The sequence below is a fragment of the Mycolicibacterium parafortuitum genome, assembly GCF_002086815.1.
Taxonomy (GTDB): domain Bacteria; phylum Actinomycetota; class Actinomycetes; order Mycobacteriales; family Mycobacteriaceae; genus Mycobacterium; species Mycobacterium parafortuitum.
In genome coordinates, this window is sequence record NZ_MVID01000020.1 from 15,375 (window position 1) to 34,368 (window position 18,994).

20 protein-coding genes are annotated in these 18,994 nt (G+C 68.4%); 16 read left to right on the forward strand and 4 right to left on the reverse strand.

Annotated elements, in window-relative coordinates:
* Positions 1-18 precede the first annotated feature (18 nt).
* Complete coding sequence (gene rpsT, locus BST38_RS19685; RefSeq protein WP_083145159.1) at positions 19-279, reverse strand: 30S ribosomal protein S20; 261 nt, start codon at positions 277-279, stop codon at positions 19-21.
* Positions 280-475: 196 nt separating this feature from the next.
* On the opposite strand from rpsT, the gene BST38_RS19690 reads away from it, so the two are divergent.
* Genes BST38_RS19690 through BST38_RS19700 form a run of 3 tightly spaced genes read left to right on the forward strand, consistent with a single transcriptional unit; the run spans position 476 to position 3,936 of the window.
* Positions 476-2,104 (forward strand): circularly permuted type 2 ATP-grasp protein, encoded by a 1,629-nt coding sequence (locus BST38_RS19690; RefSeq protein ID WP_083145160.1) that lies wholly within the window; start codon positions 476-478, stop codon positions 2,102-2,104.
* A gap of 15 nt (positions 2,105-2,119) precedes the next feature.
* Positions 2,120-3,094, forward strand: a complete 975-nt coding sequence (locus BST38_RS19695) for an alpha-E domain-containing protein (RefSeq protein WP_083145161.1) — start codon at positions 2,120-2,122, stop codon at positions 3,092-3,094.
* Positions 3,095-3,096: 2 nt separating this feature from the next.
* Complete coding sequence (locus tag BST38_RS19700; protein ID WP_083145162.1) at positions 3,097-3,936, forward strand: transglutaminase family protein; 840 nt, start codon at positions 3,097-3,099, stop codon at positions 3,934-3,936.
* Here the strand turns inward: BST38_RS19700 and BST38_RS19705 are convergent.
* A complete protein-coding gene (locus tag BST38_RS19705; protein WP_083145163.1) occupies positions 3,920-4,780 on the reverse strand; it encodes a ribonuclease Z in 861 nt (286 codons plus the stop codon). The two genes, BST38_RS19700 and BST38_RS19705, sit on opposite strands and share 17 nt — an antisense overlap.
* 129 nt (positions 4,781-4,909) lie before the next feature.
* On the opposite strand from BST38_RS19705, the gene BST38_RS19710 reads away from it, so the two are divergent.
* The gene (locus tag BST38_RS19710) at positions 4,910-5,338 is read left to right on the forward strand and encodes a CBS domain-containing protein (protein ID WP_083145164.1); all 429 of its coding nucleotides are present in this window, start codon (positions 4,910-4,912) and stop codon (positions 5,336-5,338) included.
* Positions 5,339-5,344: 6 nt separating this feature from the next.
* Positions 5,345-5,962 carry a GNAT family N-acetyltransferase gene (locus BST38_RS19715; RefSeq protein ID WP_083145165.1) on the forward strand — a complete coding sequence of 206 codons (618 nt, stop codon included), beginning with the start codon at positions 5,345-5,347 and terminating at the stop codon, positions 5,960-5,962.
* A 17-nt stretch (positions 5,963-5,979) separates the two neighbouring features.
* Here the strand turns inward: BST38_RS19715 and BST38_RS19720 are convergent, their stop codons facing one another.
* Positions 5,980-6,591, reverse strand: a complete 612-nt coding sequence (locus BST38_RS19720; RefSeq protein ID WP_083145166.1) for a type II toxin-antitoxin system PemK/MazF family toxin — start codon at positions 6,589-6,591, stop codon at positions 5,980-5,982.
* A 50-nt stretch (positions 6,592-6,641) separates the two neighbouring features.
* On the opposite strand from BST38_RS19720, the gene lepA reads away from it, so the two are divergent.
* From lepA to BST38_RS19760, 9 genes are all read left to right on the forward strand, one after another.
* Positions 6,642-8,561 (forward strand): translation elongation factor 4, encoded by a 1,920-nt coding sequence (lepA, locus tag BST38_RS19725; protein ID WP_083145235.1) that lies wholly within the window; start codon positions 6,642-6,644, stop codon positions 8,559-8,561.
* 128 nt (positions 8,562-8,689) lie between these two features.
* Positions 8,690-8,824, forward strand: a complete 135-nt coding sequence (locus BST38_RS29795; protein WP_272818855.1) for a hypothetical protein — start codon at positions 8,690-8,692, stop codon at positions 8,822-8,824.
* A 166-nt stretch (positions 8,825-8,990) separates the two neighbouring features.
* Positions 8,991-9,296 (forward strand): WhiB family transcriptional regulator, encoded by a 306-nt coding sequence (locus tag BST38_RS19730; protein ID WP_083145167.1) that lies wholly within the window; start codon positions 8,991-8,993, stop codon positions 9,294-9,296.
* Positions 9,297-9,372: 76 nt separating this feature from the next.
* Complete coding sequence (locus BST38_RS19735; protein ID WP_083145168.1) at positions 9,373-10,815, forward strand: APC family permease; 1,443 nt, start codon at positions 9,373-9,375, stop codon at positions 10,813-10,815.
* A complete protein-coding gene (locus tag BST38_RS19740) occupies positions 10,812-12,149 on the forward strand; it encodes a glutamine synthetase family protein (RefSeq protein WP_083145169.1) in 1,338 nt (445 codons plus the stop codon). Before BST38_RS19735 ends, BST38_RS19740 begins: the two co-directional genes overlap by 4 nt.
* Positions 12,150-12,199: 50 nt before the next feature.
* Positions 12,200-13,249 (forward strand): LLM class flavin-dependent oxidoreductase, encoded by a 1,050-nt coding sequence (locus BST38_RS19745; protein WP_083145170.1) that lies wholly within the window; start codon positions 12,200-12,202, stop codon positions 13,247-13,249.
* A 28-nt stretch (positions 13,250-13,277) separates the two neighbouring features.
* The gene (locus tag BST38_RS19750) at positions 13,278-14,483 is read left to right on the forward strand and encodes an acyl-CoA dehydrogenase family protein (RefSeq protein ID WP_083145171.1); all 1,206 of its coding nucleotides are present in this window, start codon (positions 13,278-13,280) and stop codon (positions 14,481-14,483) included.
* 52 nt (positions 14,484-14,535) lie between these two features.
* Entirely contained in the window at positions 14,536-15,291 is a 756-nt protein-coding gene (locus BST38_RS19755; protein ID WP_083145172.1) for a sensor domain-containing protein, read from the forward strand.
* Between the two features lie 84 nt (positions 15,292-15,375).
* Entirely contained in the window at positions 15,376-16,035 is a 660-nt protein-coding gene (locus BST38_RS19760; protein WP_083145236.1) for a sensor domain-containing protein, read from the forward strand.
* A 5-nt stretch (positions 16,036-16,040) separates the two neighbouring features.
* Here BST38_RS19760 and BST38_RS19765 read toward each other — a convergent pair whose 3' ends face one another.
* Complete coding sequence (locus BST38_RS19765; RefSeq protein ID WP_083145173.1) at positions 16,041-16,619, reverse strand: TetR/AcrR family transcriptional regulator; 579 nt, start codon at positions 16,617-16,619, stop codon at positions 16,041-16,043.
* An 89-nt stretch (positions 16,620-16,708) separates the two neighbouring features.
* On the opposite strand from BST38_RS19765, the gene BST38_RS19770 reads away from it, so the two are divergent.
* Complete coding sequence (locus BST38_RS19770; RefSeq protein ID WP_083145174.1) at positions 16,709-17,638, forward strand: TIGR03564 family F420-dependent LLM class oxidoreductase; 930 nt, start codon at positions 16,709-16,711, stop codon at positions 17,636-17,638.
* A 40-nt stretch (positions 17,639-17,678) separates the two neighbouring features.
* Entirely contained in the window at positions 17,679-18,992 is a 1,314-nt protein-coding gene (locus BST38_RS19775) for an NtaA/DmoA family FMN-dependent monooxygenase (RefSeq protein ID WP_083145175.1), read from the forward strand.
* The last annotated feature ends 2 nt before the right edge of the window (positions 18,993-18,994 follow it).

The window sequence follows — 18,994 nt, forward strand, 5'->3', positions numbered from 1 at the left end:
CCGGGGCGAGCGCGACGATCAGAGCTTGTTGAGGGCCTTGGCCAGTGCCGACTTGCGGTTGGCGGCCTGGTTCTTGTGGATGACGCCCTTGCTGGCAGCCTTGTCCAGCTTGCGGCTGGTCGCGGCCAGCAGCTCGCCGGCCTTGTCCTTGTCACCGGATTCCACAGCCTCACGGAATCCGCGGACCGCCGTGTGAAGTGACGACTTCACCGACTTGTTGCGGAGTCTGCGGCGCTCGTTGGTGCGGTTCCGCTTCTCCTGCGACTTGATATTGGCCACGCGTGTATTCCTTCTAAATGTCGACTGGGTGATTAAGTCTTTAGGCGCCCGCACGGGGGCAGCGACTGTTCAGGGTAGCAGCGAGTGGGTAAATCCCCCAAAGCGAGCTCCGCTGGCCTGCCGAAATGGCTCGCATGCTGCAGCATGACATTCGAATACTCGCGCTTCGTGCGTAAGGGAAAGAGTAGGGGACATTTTGGCGACCGACACGGTACGGACCGTTCGTAGCAATGCGAAGACCGCCAAGCGGCATGACGGCGTCTTCGGTGGCTACAACAAGCTGGGCTCGTATGCGAAGGCCTTCGACGAGATGTTCGACGCCCAGGGCAACGTCCGCGGCCCGTACAAGGGCATCTACAAAGAGCTCGCACCCGCCGACGTGTCCGACCTGGAGGCCAGGTCGGAGGCGCTCAGCCGAGCGTTCACCGACCAGGGCATCACGTTCTCGCTGTCGGGTCAGGAGCGTCCGTTCCCGCTGGACCTGGTGCCCCGGGTCATCTCGGCTGCCGAGTGGACCCGGCTCGAGCGCGGGATCCGGCAGCGCGTGCAGGCGCTGGAGATGTACCTCGACGACATCTACGGCGAACAGGAGATCCTGCGCGACGGCGTCATCCCGCGCCGGCTCGTCACCTCCTGCGAACACTTCCACCGCGAAGCCGTCGGCATCGTCCCACCCAACGGGGTGCGCATCCACGTCGCGGGCATCGACCTGATCCGCGACGACCAGGGCAACTTCCGGGTGTTGGAGGACAACCTGCGCTCGCCGTCCGGGGTCTCCTATGTGATGGAGAACCGCCGCACGATGGCGCGGGTGTTCCCGAACCTGTTCGCGACGCACCGCGTGCGCGCGGTCGGCGACTACTCGTCGCACCTGCTGCGGGCGCTGCGCAACGCCGCGGCCAACAACGTCGCCGACCCCACGGTCGTCGTGCTCACTCCCGGCGTCTACAACTCCGCGTACTTCGAGCACTCGCTGCTGGCCCGCCAGATGGGCGTCGAACTGGTCGAGGGCCGCGACCTGTTCTGCCGCGACAACGCCGTCTACATGCGCACCACCGAGGGTGAGCGACAGGTGGACGTGATCTACCGCCGTATCGACGACGACTACCTGGATCCGATGCAGTTCAAGCCGGACTCGGTGCTCGGCGTCGCGGGCATCCTCAACGCCGCCCGCGCGGGCAATGTGGTGATCTCCAGCGCCGTGGGCAACGGGGTCGGCGACGACAAGCTCGTCTACACCTATGTGCCGACGATCATCGAGTACTACCTCGGGGAGAAGCCGCTGCTGGCCAACGTCGACACGCTCCGGTGCTGGCTCGACGAGGAGCGCGAGGAGGTGCTCGACCGCATCGACGAGCTGGTCATCAAACCGGTGGAGGGTTCCGGCGGTTACGGCATCGTGTTCGGGCCGGATGCCTCCGAGAAGGAACTGGCCACGATCACCAAGAAGATCAACGCCGACCCGCGCGGCTGGATCGCCCAGCCGGTGATGCAGCTGTCCACGGTGCCGACCCAGATCGGCGACACGCTGGCGCCGCGCCACGTCGACCTTCGTCCGTTCGCGGTCAACGACGGCGACGACGTGTGGGTGCTGCCCGGCGGCCTGACCCGGGTCGCGCTGCCGGAAGGGTCACTGGTCGTCAACTCCAGCCAGGGTGGCGGTTCGAAGGACACCTGGGTGTTGGCGTCGCGCACGTCGGTCGCCGACCGCGAGCTCGGCGCCGCCGAGGTGGTGCGGTCGCTGCCGCAGGCGCCGACGAGCAAGTCGGCCAAGAACGGCAAGGTCGAATCCACGCTGGACCAACAGCAGCAGCAACAGCAGTAGGGCGGTGGGGAACTGATGCTGGCGAGAAACGCAGAATCGCTGTACTGGATCGGCCGCTACGTCGAGCGCGCCGACGACACCGCCCGGATCCTCGACGTCACGGTGCACCAGCTGCTGGAGGACTCCAGCGTGGATCCGGACCAGGCGTCGCGGACGCTGCTGAAGGTCCTCGGCATCGATCCGCCCGCCGGGGCGCTCGACGTGTGGTCGCTGACCGACGTCGTCGCGTTCAGCCGGGAAACCTACGGGGGCTGCTCGATCGTCGAGGCGATCTCGGCGGCACGGGAGAACGCCCGCGGCGCACGGGAGGTCACCTCGACCGAGATCTGGGAGTGCCTCAACACCACCTACAACGCGCTGCCCGAGCGGGAACGCGCCGCCAAGCGGCTGGGCCCGCACGAGTTTCTGTCCTTTGTCGAGGGCAGGGCCGCGATGTTCGCCGGCCTGGCCGACTCGACGTTGTCGCGCGACGACGGCTACCGGTTCATGGTGCTGGGGCGCGCGCTGGAACGGGTCGACATGACGGTGCGGTTGCTGCTGTCGCGGGTCGGTGACAGCGCGTCGTCCCCGACATGGGTCACCCTGCTGCGTTCGGCGGGTGCGCACGACACCTACCTGCGCACCTACCGCGGCGCCCTCGACGCGGGACGGGTCGTCGAATTCATGTTGCTGGACCGGCTTTTCCCGCGCTCCATCTTCTATTCGCTACGGCTGGCCGAGCACAGCCTCGACGAACTGATGAAGCGCCCCCAAAATCGGCTCGGTGCCACCGCCGAGGCGCAGCGGCTGCTGGGGCGGGCACGAAGCGAGCTGGAGTTCCTCCAGCCCGGGGTGCTGCTGGACTCGCTGGAGGAGCGGCTCGCCGGTCTGCAGCAGACGTGCTTCGACGTCGGAGAAGCGTTGGCGGTGCAGTACTTCCATGCGGCGCCGTGGGTGGCGTGGACGGATGCGGGGCGCAATGCGCTGGTGATCGAAGAAGGGGAGATCTAGATATGTGGCGGATGCGTGTGGTGCATTCGACGGGATACGCCTACAAGTCGCCGGTCACCGCGTCGTTCAACGAGGTGCGGCTGACGCCGCGGTCGGACTCCCGGCAGAACGTGATCCTCAACCGGGTCGAAACCGTGCCCGCGACAAGGTCTTACCGCTACGTCGACTACTGGGGCACCGCGGTGACGGCGTTCGATCTGCATGCCCCGCACACCGAGCTCGAGGTGACGGCGTCGTCGGTGGTCGAGACCGACAAGCCCGAGGAGCCCGAGGTGAAGGTCACCTGGGACGACCTCGCCAGTGAAGCCGTGCGCGACCGCTACGACGAGGTGCTGGCGCCGACGCATTACGTCCCGGCCAGCAAGCGCATCGAACGGGTCGGGCGGCGGATCGCGAAGTATCACGAACCGCGCGAGGCGGTGGTCGAGGCGGCCCGCTGGGTGCAGGGCGAACTGAAGTACGTGCCCGGCACCACCGGCGTGCACACCTCCGGGGTGGACGCGCTGCGCGAAGGCAAGGGGGTGTGCCAGGACTTCGCGCACCTGACCCTGATGATGTTGCGCGGCATGGGGATTCCGTCACGTTACGTGTCGGGGTACCTGCACCCGAAGAAGAACGCGAAGGTCGGCGACACGGTCGAGGGGCAGAGCCACGCCTGGATTCAGGCCTGGACCGGCGAGTGGCAGTACTACGACCCGACCAACGACGCCGAGATCAACGAGCAGTACATCAGCGTCGGTGTGGGCCGGGACTATTCGGACGTCACCCCGCTCAAGGGCATCTACTCCGGGGAGGGGTCCACCGACCTCGACGTGATCGTCGAGATCACCAGGCTGGCTTAGCGCACACCCCGGGGTGCACCTCGACGCGGTGCAGGTCGTCGCCGAGTTCGATCTGCCGGTCGAAGTGGGATGCGGCCAGGGCGCGCCACTGGTCCTCCTGGCCGGGCTGCAAGGTCGGCACATAGTGGGTCAGGATCAGGATCCCGACCCCGGCCCGGGTCGCGGTTTCGGCGGCCTGCTCCACGGTGGAGTGGTAGTCGCAGATGTCGCGGATGCGCTGCACCGGCAGCGCGTCCACCAGGTCCTGCCGGATCACGGTGTGCACCAACGCCCCCGCGCCGGCGGCCAGTTGGTCGAGGCCCGCGCAGGGCACGGTGTCGCCGGCCAGCACCACCGATGCGCCGTGGTGTTCGATGCGGAACCCGATGGTGGGTTCCACCGGCCGGTGGTCGGTCGGGCCGACCCGGATCGACACCTCGTCGCGTCCCCACACCACGCCGTCGGTCACCTCTTCGACCTCGACGAGCGGCGGTGCGGTCAGGTCGGCGTGGTGGGCGATGCGGTAGCCGATGTCGAAGCGGAACGCCTTGAGCGTGTTCTCGACGACCTCGGCCGTTCCGGGCGGGCCGATGATCGGCAGCGGGGGCATGTCAGGCGAAAAGTTCGACACCCAGCGGGTGATCAGCACATCGCCGAGGTCGGCGATGTGATCGCTGTGCAGGTGGGTCAGCAGCAGCGCCGAGAGCTGGTTGGCGCCGACCCCGATCGCGGCGGCACGCTGCAGCACCCCGCGGCCGCAGTCGATCAGGAACGTCTGATCGCCGGCGCGAACCAGCGTCGACGGTCCCGCGCGTCGCGCGTCGGGGATAGGGCTTCCGGTGCCGAGCAGCGTCACTTCGATCATGTCGGTAGGTATACCGGTCCAGGCAGCTGCTGTCCTGGGGATCGCGGGCGATTCGGTTATGCGGCTCGGGCCCGCCGGGAACCGCCGAGTAGTAGCCTGGTGTGAGCTACATCACCCAGGGAGTGGTCGATGCGGATATCTGACGTGCTGCGCAGCAAGGGGTCGGCGGTCGCGACCATCACGCCCGAGACGTCGGTCGCCGGGCTGCTGACCGAACTAACGGTGCGCAACATCGGTGCGATGGTGGTGGTGTCGCCCGACGGGCTGCTCGGCATCGTGTCCGAGCGCGACGTCGTCCGTAAGCTGCACGACATGGGTGCTGACCTTCTGCACAGACCGGTTTCGGAGATCATGACGACGCTGGTGGCGACCTGCACACCGCAGGATTCGGTGGACAGCCTGAGCGCGCTGATGACCAACAACCGGGTGCGGCACGTCCCGGTGGTGGTCGACGGGCGGCTGGCCGGCATCGTCAGCATCGGCGACGTGGTCAAGACCCGGATGGAGCAGCTGGAGCGCGAACATCAGCAGCTGCAGGCCTACATCACCCAGGGCTGACCGCACGTGGGAGACATCGGTGTCCGCTTCGTCGAGAAGCGGGACGTCGCAGAGCTGTCGCAGGTATTGGCGCGGGCGTTCTTCGACGACCCGGTGATGGTGTGGATGATCCCCGACGAGACCCGCCGGGTCCGCGCCCTGGAGCGGATGTTCGGCGCGATGACGCGGCACCACTTCGTGGGCGGCGGTGGTGCCGAGGTGGCGGCAGACGCCGGGGGAGCGGGCAGGATCGGCGCGGCGTCGCTGTGGGATCCGCCCGGGCGATGGAAGCAGACCCCGCGCGAGGAACTGCGGATGATGCCGAGCCTCATCCGCGCGTTGGGACGGCACGCGCGCCGCGGCATGACGATGGGGGAGGTCATGAAGAAGCACCACCCGGAGGAGCCGCACTGGTATCTCGGGGTGATCGGCAGCGACCCGGACGTGCGCGGCAAAGGGTTCGGCAACGCGCTGATGCGGTCGCGGCTGGACCGCTGCGATGCCGAGGGTGCACCCGCCTACCTGGAGTCCAGCAAGGAATCGAACGTGCCGTACTACATGCGGTTCGGCTTCGAGGTCACCGCTGAGCTCACCGTGCCCGACGGTGGCCCGACGATGTGGCAGATGTGGCGAAATCCCGGATGAGGGCAGGCCGGGGCTGATCAGCTCCAGCTGTAGTCGGCGCGCAGCCGCGCCGCGACCACGTCGAACACCTCGCGGGCGAGGATGGCGCCCTCACGCCTGATGCCCTCCTCGGGGACGTCGAGCACCCGATCAAGGCGCACCCAGCTGGCGCGTCCGTCGTAGTCCCAGCTGCCGGTGCCGATCGAGATCCAGTTCGGGTCGTCCCGGTGGTGGTCCTGGCTGGACAGCATCAGGCCGAGCAGGATGTCGCGGTCGCGGCCGACCACCAGCACCGGGCGGTCCTTCCCCCGCGTCGGGTCGTCCTCGAAGGTGACCCACGTCCACACGATCTCGCCCGGGTCGGCGCGGCCGTCGAGGTCGGGGGTGTAGGACACCCGGCGCGCCCGGTGCGCGGTCGGCACGAAGTTCTTCGACACGGGGCGCCCGGCCGGCAGGGCGGGCGCGTTCGACGGCGGCGGTCCGGTCAGCACGTCGAGCCCGATCCGGATGCCCTGCTGGATGCCGCGTTGCAGCGTGTCCGACTTCTGCAGTTGACGCACCAGTTTCGGCGCTTCGTTGAACACGATGTTTTCGGTGTTCTTCACCAGGAAGCGCTGAAAGGCCCTCAAATTCCATGACGATGACGCCATACCCGCCAAGCATAGGGCGTCCGCGGAGGCCTCGATTGGGCTGCGGGGTGTTGCGCTCGATACTCTGGAGTCGCCTGATCAGGCTGACAGACCCCGCTCACCAGGAGATTCCCATCGCTAGCTTCGCCGACAAGACGTTCACTGCGCCGGCGCAGATCAGGAACTTCTGCATCATCGCTCACATCGACCACGGCAAGTCCACCCTGGCCGACCGGATGCTGCAGCTCACCGGTGTGGTCGCGGACAGGGACATGCGGGCGCAGTACCTGGACCGGATGGACATCGAGCGTGAGCGCGGCATCACGATCAAGGCGCAGAACGTCCGCCTGCCGTGGAAGGTCACGGGGGACGACGGAACCGAACAAGAGTTTGTCCTGCACCTGATCGACACCCCCGGCCACGTGGACTTCACCTACGAGGTGTCCCGGGCGCTGGAGGCCTGCGAGGGTGCGGTGCTGTTGGTCGACGCGGCCCAGGGCATCGAGGCGCAGACGCTGGCCAACCTGTACCTGGCGCTGGACCGCGATCTGACGATCATCCCGGTGCTCAACAAGATCGACCTGCCCGCCGCCGACCCGGATCGGTACGCCGGTGAGATCGCGCACATCATCGGTTGCGAACCAGAGGACGTGTTGCGGGTGTCGGGCAAGACCGGCGCCGGGGTCGGGGAGCTGCTCGATCAGGTGGTGCGGCAGATCCCACCGCCGCAGGGCGACCCGGACGCCCCCGCACGCGCGATGATCTTCGACTCGGTCTACGACATCTACCGCGGCGTGGTGACCTACGTCCGCGTGGTGGACGGCAAGATCACCCCGCGCGAGCGGATCAAGATGATGTCCACCGGCGCGACGCACGAGCTGCTCGAGGTGGGCATCGTCTCGCCCGACCCCAAACCGTCCGACGGACTGGGCGTCGGCGAGGTCGGGTACCTGATCACCGGCGTGAAGGACGTGCGCCAGTCCAAGGTCGGCGACACCGTGACGACCGCGCGCCACGGCGCGGTAGAGCCCCTGACGGGCTACCGCGAGCCCAAGCCGATGGTGTACTCGGGCCTGTATCCGGTGGACGGTTCCGACTATCCGGTGCTGCGCGAGGCGCTGGACAAGCTTCAGCTCAACGACGCCGCACTGACCTATGAGCCCGAGACGTCGGTGGCGCTCGGCTTCGGGTTCCGGTGCGGCTTCCTGGGGCTGCTGCACATGGAGATCACCCGCGAGCGGCTGGAGCGCGAGTTCAATCTCGACCTGATCTCCACCGCGCCGAACGTGGTCTACCGGGTGGTCAAGGACGACGGCACCGAGATGGTCGTCACCAACCCGTCGGACTGGCCCGAGGGCAAGGTCCGGTCGGTGTTCGAGCCGGTCGTCAAGACCACCGTCATCGCGCCGAGCGAGTTCATCGGCACGATCATGGAGCTGTGCCAGTCGCGGCGCGGCGAGCTCGGCGGCATGGACTATCTGTCGCCGGAGCGGGTCGAGCTGCGCTACACGATGCCGCTGGGCGAGATCATCTTCGACTTCTTCGACTCGCTGAAGTCGAGGACGCGCGGCTACGCCAGCCTGGACTACGAGGAGGCCGGCGAGCAGGAAGCCGATCTGGTTAAGGTCGACATCCTGCTGCAGGGCGAGGCGGTCGACGCGTTCAGCGCGATCGTGCACAAGGACGGCGCCGCGGCGTACGGCAACAAGATGACGACCAAGCTCAAGGAGCTGATCCCGCGCCAGCAGTTCGAGGTGCCGGTGCAGGCCGCGATCGGCTCGAGGATCATCGCGCGCGAGAACATCCGTGCCATCCGCAAGGACGTGCTGTCCAAGTGCTACGGCGGTGACATCACCCGTAAGCGCAAGCTGCTGGAGAAGCAGAAGGAAGGCAAGAAGCGGATGAAGACCATCGGCCGGGTCGAAGTCCCGCAGGAGGCCTTCGTCGCGGCACTGTCCACCGAGTCCGCGGCCGACAAACCGAAGAAGTAGTTCGGTGCGGGCTGATTCAAAAGCCCGAAGTGTCGATTCGGTTGTCCAGCAGAGTATTTGAACCTTGTGTCGGCGCCCCGGCGCTCCGGTCGCCACAGGTCTCGGCCGGCCGGGCCTAGCGTGGCGGTATGGAGGAGACACCGACACCGTGGCTGATCACCGAGGCGTTCGACTCCTCGGCGCTGGCCGCGCGCTGGGTGTGGATCGGCGTGCTGGCCGGGGTTGCCGCGGTGGTGCTCGGCGGCATCCTGTTCTGCGCCTGAGGCTGCGCTGACGCCCCACTCGCGCGTTCGCGAGCGTGCGTGAAATGCGACCGCGGGCGGCGTGTCATGGTGCAGACACGCACGCTCGGCGGGGTTCGGGGCCGATGTATTGCTCACGGGGAGTGGATATCTGGGCGGGCGCCCGAATCTGGGTGAGCATGCACGGATGACCGCGGTATGGCAGCCCCGACTCGACGCCGGCGAATACTGGAGTTGGCAGCTGTCCGGCAAGTGCCTCGACCACCCCGCCGACCTGTTCTTCCCGGAGAACGCGCCACGCGCGGACCGTCGGGGACTCGAAGAACAAGCCAAGCGCATCTGCGCTGAGTGCCCGGTGCTGCTGCGCTGCCGCGAACACGCCGTCAGCGTCCCGGAACGCTACGGAATCTGGGGCGCGATGACCCCGCGCGAGCGCGGAATCCCGCCGTCGCACCGGCCCGCGAAACCCGCGGGTGGAAAGAATTCACGCTGACCCGAACGATTGAGCAACGTGAGATGCGTCTCTACGTTGCGTTCAGCAGTGCCCGAAACACCAGAAGGGTGTCCCTATGTCTGAAGCAACGCTGCCCGATGAGGGGCTGACAGCAAAGCTACCGGCGCCAGAAGGCTCAGAAGCGCCGGACTCGCGGCGGCTGCGGGGCAACCTCGGCGTCGCATCGATCGTGTTCATGGTCGTCGCCGCCGCGGCACCGCTCGGTGTCATCGGCGGCGTGGTGCCGCTCGGGCTGGCCGCCGGGAACGGCGCCGGCTTCCCGGCGACGTTCATCGTCGCGACCGTGATCCTGCTGCTGTTCTCGGCCGGGTTCACCGCGATGACACCGCACGTCGAGGAGGCGGGCGCGTTCTTCTCCTACGTCCGGCAGTCCCTCGGCCTACCGGTGGGCATCGGCATCGCGTTCGTCGCCGTGGTCAGCTACGTGGCTCTCGAGGCCGGCGTCTACGGACTGCTCGGTCCGGCCGGCGCCAGCGTCGTCGAGTTGTTCGGCGGGCCCGCGCTGCCGTGGTGGCTGTTCGCCGCCGCCGCGTTCGCCGTGACCACCTACCTCGGTTACCGCAACATCGAACTGTCCAGCCGGGTGCTCGCGGTGCTGCTGACCGCCGAGATCGCCATCGTCGCGATCCTCGACCTGGTGATCGTCGTGCGCGGCGGCGACCACGGCCTGTCCTCGGGCATCGTGAGCCCGGACGCGATCTTCTCCGGATCTCTGGGCATCGGACTGCTTTTCGCGATCATCAGCTATGTCGGGTTCGAGGCGACGGCGATCTTCCGCGACGAGGCGCGCACGCCTGAGCGCACCATCCCGCGCGCCACCTACTTCTCGTTGCTGCTGATCGGTATCTTCTACGCCATCACCAGCTGGGCGCTGATTTCCGGCTGGGGCGACGAGCAGGCGGTCGCGCAGGCCACCGACAACGGCGGAACCTTCCTCGGGGACACCGCGTCACGCTACATCGGTGTCTTCGGCGCCGATGTGATCACGGTGCTGTACTTCACCAGCCTTTTCGCGTGCATCCTGGCGTTCCACAACGTCGCGTCACGCTACATCTTCGCGCTGGCCCGCAAGGACGTGCTGCCGGCGTCGCTGAGCCGCCCCCACGCCGAACATGGCTCCCCGCACCGGGCTTCGCTGTGGATTTCCGGCGTGGTCGCGGTCAGCGTGCTGCTGGCCGTGGTGTTCGGGCTCGATCCGGCCGCGCAGTTCTACACCTGGTTCGCCGGGACGACGACCGTCGGCATCGTGGTGCTGCTGATCGCGACCAGCGTGGCCGTACTGACCTTCTTCGCCAGGGACCTGCGCGGAAATTCGCAGTGGCGGGTGCGCATCGCGCCGGCACTCGGCCTCGTCGGCCTGCTCGGCTCGCTGGTGCTGATTCTGACCAACCTCAGCGATCTGGTCGGCGGCTCCGGCGTGCTGGCCGCGGTGGTCATCGGGGTTCTGGTGGGCGCGTTCGCGATCGGCATCGTCGTCGGACGGAAGGTCTCGTCGTGACCCAACTGTCCGAACCTCAGGTCGGCGCGGCGGCCGACGAACTGCGCGACGGCATCGCCGACGGCACGCTACACGAGATCGAGGTGGCCTGGAGCGACCCGTTCGGCCACGCCGCCGGTAAACGGATCCCGGCCGCGCAATTCCTGGAACGGGCGACCGGCACCGGCTTCGCGTTCTGCGAAGCCGCGCTCGGCTGGAACACCGACGGCACGGTCATCGACGGGCTGCGCCTGACCAACTGGGACGGCGGCTACCCGGATGTGTATGCGGTGCCGGACTTCTCGACGTTCACCCGGGTGCCGTGGCGCCCCGGCGTCGGACATGTGATCTCCGATATCGTCACCCATCACCGCACCCCGTCGCTGCTGGACCCGCGCGCCGTGCTGAAGCGGGTGCTGGCCCGGCTGGACGGCCTGGGCTACACCGCCAAGATCGGCGTCGAGTTCGAGTTCTATCTGCTCGAGGCCGACGGTTCGCCGATCATCGACAAGATCCAGGCCTACTCGCTGGAGAACGCGAACGCGCTCGATCCGTTGATCGCCGACCTGTACGAAACCCTCGGTGCGTTCACGCGTCTGGAGGGAATCCAGACCGAGTACGGCCCGGGCCAGGTCGAGACCAACCTCGTCTACACCGATGCGCTGGCCGCCGCCGATGACAGCGCCCGGCTCAAATACGCGGCCAAGGAGGTGGCGCGCAGGCACGGCAAGCTCGCCAGCTTCATGCCCAAGCCGTTCTCCGAGCACTCGGGAAGCTCGGCGCACCTGCACATCTCGTTGTGGCGCGGCGATGAGCCGGCCTTCGCGGCGGTCGACGGCGCCGAGAGCCAGGACGCGCGCCACGCGATCGCCGGGCTGTTCGAGCACCTGCCGTCGATCACGCTGTTCGGCGCGCATTCGGTCAACGCGTACCGCCGGTTCGCGCCGGACACGTTCGCACCCGACACGGTGAACTGGAGCCGGGACAACCGCAGCGCCGCGATCCGCTCGCTGATCGAGGACAAGCCCGAGGGGTCCCGTATCGAACTACGCTCCGGGGCATCGGATTCCAATCCGTACTGGTTGATCGCATCGGCGCTGGCGGGCGTCATCGCGGGCCTGGAGGCGCGCCGCGAGCCGCCGGAGCAGGCGACCGGCAACCTCTACGGCAAGGGCACCCCGCTACCCGACTCGCTGGGCACCGCGGTGGCGCTCGCCGTGCAGGACGACACCATCCTGGAAATCCTCGGCGCGGAGTCGGTTCTCGACTTCGCCGCGATCGCGCGCAGCGAATGGGAGCAGTACGTAAGCCATGTCAGCGATTGGGAGCGCGATCGCTACCTGAGCACATCATGAGCGCAGCGAATGGTTCTGCCGGCATGAGCGCAGCGAATGGTTCTGCCGGCATGAGCGGAGCGAATGGTTCTGCCGGAGTGAACGACCGCCCGAGGTTCGGGGTGTGGGCGCCGGTCTACGGCAACCACGGCGCGCGGCATCATCCTCAGGATCCGCCCGACGCGAGCTACCGGCGTAACCGCGACCTGATCGTGCACGCGGAGCAGGTCGGCTTCGACGCGACGCTGGTCGCCCAGCACGTGATCCACCCCAGCGACGTCGAGGACGACGTGCTGGAGACGTGGTCGACGCTTGCCGGGATCGCCGAGGCCACCGAGCGTATCGAGCTGATCGGCGCGATCAAGCCGCTGCTGCTGAACCCGTTGGTATTCGCCAAGATCGCCGCCAACATCGCCGACATCTCCGACGGCCGGCTGTCGATCAACGTGGTCAGCGGCTGGTTCCTGCCGGAACTGGAAGCACTCGGCGTCGACCTGCTCGACCACGACGACCGCTACGCCCACACCCGGGAGTGGCTCGAGATCGTCACCGCGCTCTGGGCGGGCAAGCAGGTCGACATCGGCGGCCGCCAGCCCGCGCTGGTGCGGCCGGTGCCGCGTTTCGTCCCGCCGGTCTACGTCGGCGGCGAATCCGAGCCGGGTCGCGCGCTGGCCGCCGCGACCGCCGACGTGTTCTTCATCAACGGCAGGCCGCTGCCCGACACCGCAGAGGTCATCGCCGATCTGCGGTCCCGCCGTGCCGGCGGGCCGCCGTTGCGGTTCGGCCTGTCGGCGTTCGTGATCGCGCGCGACACCGACGCCGAGGCGCACGCGGAGGCCGCGCACCTGCAGGCGCTGGTGGATGCCGAGAAACGGCCCGAGATCTCTGGCGGCACCGATCCGAAGACCCAGATGTACAAGGTGCTCGCCAACACCAGCCGGGTCGGGTCCAACGGCGGCACACTGGCCGGCCTGGTGGGCAGTTACGACACCGTCGCGGAACGGATTTCGGCGTTCCACGCCGCGGGCATCGAGTTGTTCATGCTGCAGTTCCAGCCGCTGGAAGCCGAACTCGACCGGTTCGCCGAGCACATCATCCCGCGCTTCGCCCGAGCCGACTGACCCCGCTGACCGACCTCTGAGGAGAACGATGACCCTGACCGTGGACGCCCGCTCCGCCGGTGACGTGGCCGACCGGCTCGCGCGGCTCGCGCCGATTGTCGAGACGCTGCGCGCCGAGGATCCGTCCGCCGAGCGGGACCGGGTACTGCAGCACGATGCGGTCGCGGAGTTGGGCCGCATCGGCATCCTGACGCTGCGGGTACCGCGGCGCTTCGGTGGTCCCGGCGGCGGCATCCGCGACGTACTGTCGGCGGTCATTCAGATCGCATCGGGCAGTTCCAATGTCGCGCAGGCACTTCGGGCACACTTCGGGTTCTCCGAGCGGCTGCTGAGCAACCGCGCGAGCGACGCCGAGCGTGCCGAGTGGTTCCCGAAGATCAACGCCGGCCTGGTGGTGGGCAATGCGATCACCGACGCGAAGGGCCGGACCCCGGGCAGTTCGGAGACGACGGTGCTGGCCGACGCGAACGGGGTGCTGCGGCTCAACGGGCACAAGTTCTATTCGACGGGCACGCTGTACGCCGATGTGATCGCGGTGTCGGCGATCGACGCCGCCGGCAACGACGTGCAGGTGATCGTGCCGACCGACCGCGCCGGCGTCGAACTGTTCGACGACTGGGACGGCTTCGGGCAGCGCACCACCGCCAGTGGCGCAACCCGATTCACCGACGTCGAGATCGCCCCGGTCGAGGTCACGACCGTCTCCGACGGAGCCCATCTCGGGCACAGCACGACGTTCCTGCAGCTGTATCTCGCCGCGGTCGCGGCGGGGATCGCCGCCGCGGTGCGCCGCGACGCCGTGGAGTACGTGCAGACCAAGGCCCGTCCGGCGGCGCACTCGGTCGCCGACCGCGCCGGTGCCGACCCGTTCGTGCTGCACGCGGTCGGGGAGATCGCGGCCGCTGCGGCCGCCGCCGAGACGCTGGTGCTGTCGGCCGCCGACACCCTGGACACCTTGGTGGACAGCGGTTCTGTCGACGATGCCGAGGCGTTGGCCGATGCCGCCGTGGAGGTGGCGCAGGCGCAGCTGGTCGCCGAGCGGCTGGTGCTGGCTTCCGCGCAACGGCTCTTCGACACCGGCGGAGCGTCGGCGACGTCGCGCACGCTGAACCTGGACCGGCACTGGCGCAACGCGCGCACGGTCGCCAGCCACAACCCGCTGGACTATAAGGCGCACGTAGTGGGCGACTTTCTGGTCAACGGAACGACCCCACCGGCCAACGGGTACTTCTGAGGGTTCTCTGAAGCGGGTCGCGCGGCGGCCCACGGCGTGCTACTCAAGGGGTATGTCGAGGCGGGTCACACGCGGTATCGCGGGCGGTGCGGTGGGCGCGGTGTGCGCCGGCGCCGTGCTGTCCGGCTGTGCCGGCGCACCGGTCGACCAGCGGCCGGTGGTCCGGATCGTCGAGGTGGCCCAGCCGTCGCCGGCGATCCCGCTCGGCGGGCTCCTTCCCACCGCACCGGAGCTGGCCGGCGCCCTGGGCACCGGGCCGAACGCGCTGATGGGCACCGCGGTCGAAGGCGACGCCGACATCCTGCTGAGCAGCGTCACCGACGCGAACATCGCCCCAGTGGAGTGCGTCGGCGCCGCATACCGCTTGCAGGACGTCGTCTACCGGAACAGCCCGGTGCGGTCGGTGGCCAGCAACACCTGGGCCGGCGGCGGCTTAGACGGCCCCCCGGTGGCGGGATTCTTCGGGGTCGTGCAGATGACGGACCAAAGCGCGGCCCAGGCGTTCTTCGGCGCCGCGACCGAGCTCTGGCGGCGCTGCAACGGGCAGTCGGTGGCCGTCCAGCAGCCCGGGGCAGGCGCCGACGAACTGAGCCGGATCACCGACGTGGTGTTCGACGACCGGATGGTGTCGGCGAGTGTGCTGCACACCTCCGGCGGTGCGGCCGCCCCGACGGCCCTGCGGGCGCTCGGAGTCGCCGGCGACTGCGTCGTCGAGGTGGAGATCACCGATCCGCGTCCGGCCGGCGATCCGCGGGGTGCCGTCGCGGTGGCCGACGTGATCCTCGACAAGATCACCGCATCGCGCTGACGCCTGCGTGCCGTCGCGGCGGTAGTGGACAATGACGCGGTGAGGACGATCGATGCGCTGCGCCCCAGGTGGGTCGCGGCCGCGATGGTCCTGGCGTCGATGCATCTGTCGGGCTGCGTGAGCACCGTCGACGGCACCGCGGTGCGCGGCCACGGGTCCGTGCTGTTCGACGTCCCCCCGCTCGACGAGGCCCACCTCGACAGGATCCTGCTGCCCATCGAGCAGATCAACACGATCGTCGGATCCACCCGCATGGAGGTCACCAGCGAGGTCGACGAGATGACCGACCATTCCGCCGAGGTGTCCGCCCCGGACTGCCTCGGTGCGGTGTACGGCGCCGAGGCTCCGGTCTACGAGGGCACCGACTGGATCGCCGTGCGCGACCAGGTGGCCCGCGAACCGGGCACCGACAACGACCACTGGGTCGAGCAGGTCGCGGTGCTCTACCCGGAGGCGCAGAACGCGCGGGACTTCTTCGACGACTCGAAGGCCACCTGGCAGGACTGCGCGAACAACGCGATCGTCGTCGGCGACGGGGAGTACCTGTGGGAACTCGACGACGTCGTGGTCGGTGACGATCTGATCACACAGGTGACCACGCAGGAAGGGGCCGACGGCTGGGCGTGCCAGCACGCGCTGTCGCTGGTGTCGAACCTGACCGTGGAGGCGTGGGCGTGCGGCTACACCATCACCGACGAGGCGGTCCAGATCGTCGACGCGATGGTGGCCAACGCCGCCGGGTAGCCGATTCAGGACACCGGCGCCCGGAGTCCGTCGACGAAGACGTCCAGCAGCCGGCGGCATCGCGCCGGGTCCCGGTCCGGCTGTTCACCTACCCAGGTGATCGCCGCCGCCATGTCGAGGAGATCGTCCGGGTCGACGTCGGCGCGCAGCACACCCTTCTCGACGGCGCGGACTATCAGTGCCGCGCCGGCCTTGCGGGCCTGATCGCAGGTGCTCGCCGCTCCGTCGGCCGGCGACGGAGGGCTCGCCAACGTCGCCGCGAGGCCCTTGTATATGGCGCCCTGTTCGATGTAGGCGCGCAGCCATTCGCGCACCGCGCCGAGTGGGTCACCCGCGGCGAGCAGTTCCGTGCCGAGCCGGTGGATGTCGGTCAGGCCGTCGTCGATGACGGCGAGCACCAGCGCATCGCGGGTCGGGAAGTGCCGGTACAGCGTTCCGGGGCCGACGCCCGCGGCGCGGGCGACGTCGTCCAGGGAGGCGGTCACCCCGCGTTCGGTGAAAGCGGCGTGTGCGGCGCGCAGCAGGAGTTCGCGGTTGCGCGCGGCATCGGCGCGGCGGGGGCGTGCGGCGGTCGTCGGACTCATCGAGCCTTCCAGGGCGTGCGTAGACAAACGGAGACTCCCTCCATATATTGACCGGAGACAGTCTCCGAATCGTACCGAAGGGTGTACGCATGGACATCACACTCTCGTTCGTGCCAGGGCGAGGCGCCGGATTCGACAGCCTGCTCGGCGATATCGCGACGGCCGCCGAGGCGGGGTTCGGACGGGTGTGGGTCCCGCAACTGCCTCCGGTGGCCGCGACCGATGGCTGGGATGTGCTCACCGCGCTGGCGGTGGCCGGCACGCGCACCCCTGGGATCGAGCTCGGCTCCGCTGTCGCCGTCGCATACGGCCAGCATCCGCTCGTGCTGGCCCGTCAGGCGCTGACCGCCGCGGCGGCGACCGGCGGCCGGTTCATCCTCGGACTCGGCGTCAGCCACCGGTTCATCGTCGCCGACACGCTGGGGTACTCGTTCGACGCGCCCGCCGCCTATCTGCGGGAGTACCTGCAGGTCCTCGGGCCCGCTCTCGCTGGGCGCGCCGTCGACCATCACGGACCGCGGATCACCGCTGTCGGTCAGCTGAGCTTCGCCGGCGCCGCGCCCCGCGTCGTCGTCGCGGCACTGGGTCCCAGGATGCTCGACGTGGCCGGTGCACTCGCAGACGGCACGCTGACCACCTGGGCCGGCCCCAAAGCGGTTGCCGAACACATCGTTCCGCGGATCATCCGGGCGGCCGCCCACGCGGGCAGGCCCGCGCCGCAGGTGATCGTCGGTCTCCCGGTGAGCATCACCGACGACGTCGAGGCCACCCGGGCGCAGATCAACACCACCTTCGGCATCGCCAACCAGCTGCCCGCCTACCGGGCCGTGATGGAACGCGAAGGCGTCGACAGCGTTGCCGAGGTGTGCCTGATCGGTGACGAGGCCGAGGTCGTGCGCGGTCTGCGGCGGTTCGCCGACGTCGGCGCGACCGAGTTCAGCGCGTTCCCCACCGGCGACGACGCCGCGCGTGCACGCACGATCGAGGTGCTGCGCGAAGTTGCGCTCGCGACGGTTTGAAACCTAGTGGAAACATCAGCGGCACACTAACTTCCGTGCAGTGACACGTGAAGTCCACCTATTGGCATTCGGAAACACCCGTTCGGCAGGCCCGTGGCGGCATCCCGACATCGACAGCAGCACCGACGCGGTGCGCCGCCGGTTGATCGACCATGCCCGCACCGCCGAGGCCGCGACCTTCGACGCGGTGTTCTTCGCCGACGGATTGAACTTCGGGCCCCCGGCCACGTGGCCGTACAAGACCACGGAGGATTTCGAACCGTTCACCACCGCGGGGGCGCTGTCCTCGGTCACCGAGCGCGTCGGCCTGGTACTCACCGGATCCGCGACACTGCAACACCCGTACCACCTCGCACGCCAGCTGTCGTCGCTCGATCATCTCAGCGCAGGCCGGATCGGCTGGAACCTCGTCACCAGCTTCGCTCAAGCTGCTGCCGACAACTTCAGCACCGACGGTGTGGTCGAACACGACGAGCGGTACCGGATCGCCGAGGAAGCGATCGACGTGGTGAAGAAGCTGTGGGACTCCTGGGCGGCTGGGGCGATCGTGGCGGACCGGGAGTCCGGGATCTTCCACGATGTCAGCAAGATTCACGTACCGGACCACCACGGCACCTACTTCGACGTCAAGGGGCCGATCGGGGCGGCCCGCTCACCGCAGGGCCAACCGGTCATCTTCCAAGCCGGATCATCGGACACAGGAAGTCTTTTCGCCGCGCGTCATGCCGAGGTGATCTTCACCGGGCAGGGCAACAGGGGCCGCGCGCAGCGGTTCTACCAGCGCATTCACGACGAGGCGGCGCGACAGGGACGGCCCGTTGCTCCGCTTATCACACCGTCGCTGTGGTACCTCGTCGGCTCCACCGAGGAGGAGGCGCGCCGGGTCGAGCAGACCGCCTACGAGTATTTCAGTCCTGAATACCAGGCGGGTTGGCTGCTCGAGGTCGACGTCGATGTCACCGGTGCCGATCTCGACGGACCCGTTCCGGCTTCGGCATTTCCGGACCACACCGAGACGCACCAGACCGCGCTGGCGGGCTACCGGGCGCTGGCGACCGAAGGCAATCCGACAGTGCGTGAATTCCTGTTCCGCACCGTCGCCGGCTGGGGTGCCCAGGTGGTTGGCACTCCGGAGCAGATCGCCGACCAGATCGAGGACTGGTTCACTTCGCGGGCCGCGGACGGATTCGTCCTGAAGGATCCCGGCCTGCCCGGCCAGTTCGAGACCTTCACCGAACAGGTGGTGCCGGTGCTGCGCAAGCGCGGTCTGTTCCGGCACGAGTACCGCGGCACCACGCTGCGCGACCACCTCGGCCTCGACGTTCCACCGAACCGCAACGAGATCACCGCGTGAGC